At 33.8% G+C, this 1,718-nt stretch carries 1 protein-coding gene; it reads left to right on the top strand.

Annotated elements, in window-relative coordinates; translation table 11 throughout:
* Nucleotides 1-29 precede the first annotated feature (29 nt).
* Complete coding sequence (locus ENO17_00985; GenBank protein ID HER23633.1) at nucleotides 30-1,283, top strand: radical SAM protein; 1,254 nt, start codon at nucleotides 30-32, stop codon at nucleotides 1,281-1,283.
* Nucleotides 1,284-1,718 lie beyond the last annotated feature (435 nt).

The raw sequence follows: 1,718 nt of genomic DNA, 5'->3' as shown, positions 1-1,718 counted from the left end.
CTCTTATATTAGTTAATGAGGGCGGAGTAATGTTAATCAATATTTTACGGGTGATGATTACCAGGTCATTTATGCCATTTGTTTTTCAAAATAATAATTGCAACAAACAGATAGATTATGATGTTCCGAATTTGGGACTGTATGTACATGTTCCCTTTTGTAAAGAGCTGTGCCCCTTCTGCCCTTATTATAAGATAAAATATGAGGCCTCTTTAGCTTCTAAATATGTAGATGCTTTAATCAAAGAAATATACCTGAAGAGTTCGAAAGTTGGGAAGAAGAAGGTTATCACCAGTCTATATTTTGGTGGGGGAAGTCCCTCGCTTATTATTAATTCTCTGGGGAGAGTCTTAGATGCATTTAAAGAACATTTTGTTATTGAAGGTAATATCGGCACTGAATTACACCCTGACAATGTAACCCCTTCCTTGATAGCAAAATTAAAAAATATCGGTTTCGATATAGTCAGTTTGGGTATTCAATCATTTAATGAAAGAAATCTTTCCACTCTGGATAGAAAAGAAAAGAGTGATAATAGACAAAAGTTGGAGATGATCGCTAAAAAAGGTTTTAGAGCTATCGACGTAGATCTTATATTTGGTATTCCCGGCCAAACCCCTAAAGATTTACGAGAAGACATGATAAAGGCTGATGAATACGGAGCTACCCAAATATCCACTTACCCATTTATAGATTTTACCTATGCTAATAATGAACAAAAGCCATTAAACAAAAGGGAAAAGAAGATATTGTTAGATTCCATTGTAAAGACCAGCGAGGAAATGGGATTTAGCAGAACCTCTGTCTGGACTTTTGCTAAAAAAGATACCCCCAAATATTCTTCTATTACACGAGATAATTATTTGGGATATGGCCCCAGCGCAACTACTCTGCTTAAGGATAATTTTCGCATAAATACTTTTTCGGTCACCGAATATATAAATACCTTGGAAGATAACAGAATTCCGACTGCCTTAATATTAAATTTTTCTAAGCGGGCTAGATATTTGTATTGGCTTTTTTGGAGCTGTTACAATTTAGACATTGATAAGAATAATTTTTTTCAATTATTCAATAAAGACCTTGATTCTAATTTTTGGTGGGAAATAAAGATCGGAAAATTATTGGGAATAATAGAAAATAATGAGGATGGTTATAAATTAACCGATAAAGGGGCGTACCTTTTTCACTTGGTTGAGCAGAAATATACTAATCAATATATTGATAAAACCTGGAGAATGGCCAGAAAAACTCCCTGGCCGGAGAAAATAGTGCTTTATTGAACCCACTGGGGTTCGGAAAAGGAGTAACAAAGGAGTAACGAGATCGCCGCGTTGCTATGTTCCTCGCATACAATCTATATTCCAAGAATACCAGCAGTCGTTGTAGCGGGGTACCCGCACTATATCACTCAAAGAGGAAATTGTTGACAAAATGCAAGTGTTTAAAAGTAGATTATTTTAGCTTTTATTACCCATTGCAGTAGAGGGAGTGTAGGGATTTTTGCTTAAAATGATAATTAGAAATACAAATAAATTATTTGACAACAAATACAAAATAGTGTAGAGTAGAATAAATGGTTGATAGTAGACGGTCGACCATTTATAATATTATTTTGAAATATCTATAAATCAAGATTTTAGCTCCTAAAATATATTTGCAAAAATATACCTCAAAACCAATAACTAACTATATTTATTGTCATATAACGGTTATCT

This window comes from Candidatus Atribacteria bacterium (assembly GCA_011056645.1).
Classification (GTDB): Bacteria; Atribacterota; Phoenicimicrobiia; order Phoenicimicrobiales; family Phoenicimicrobiaceae; genus Sediminicultor; species Sediminicultor quartus.
This window is presented reverse-complemented; position numbering and strand designations above follow the sequence as displayed.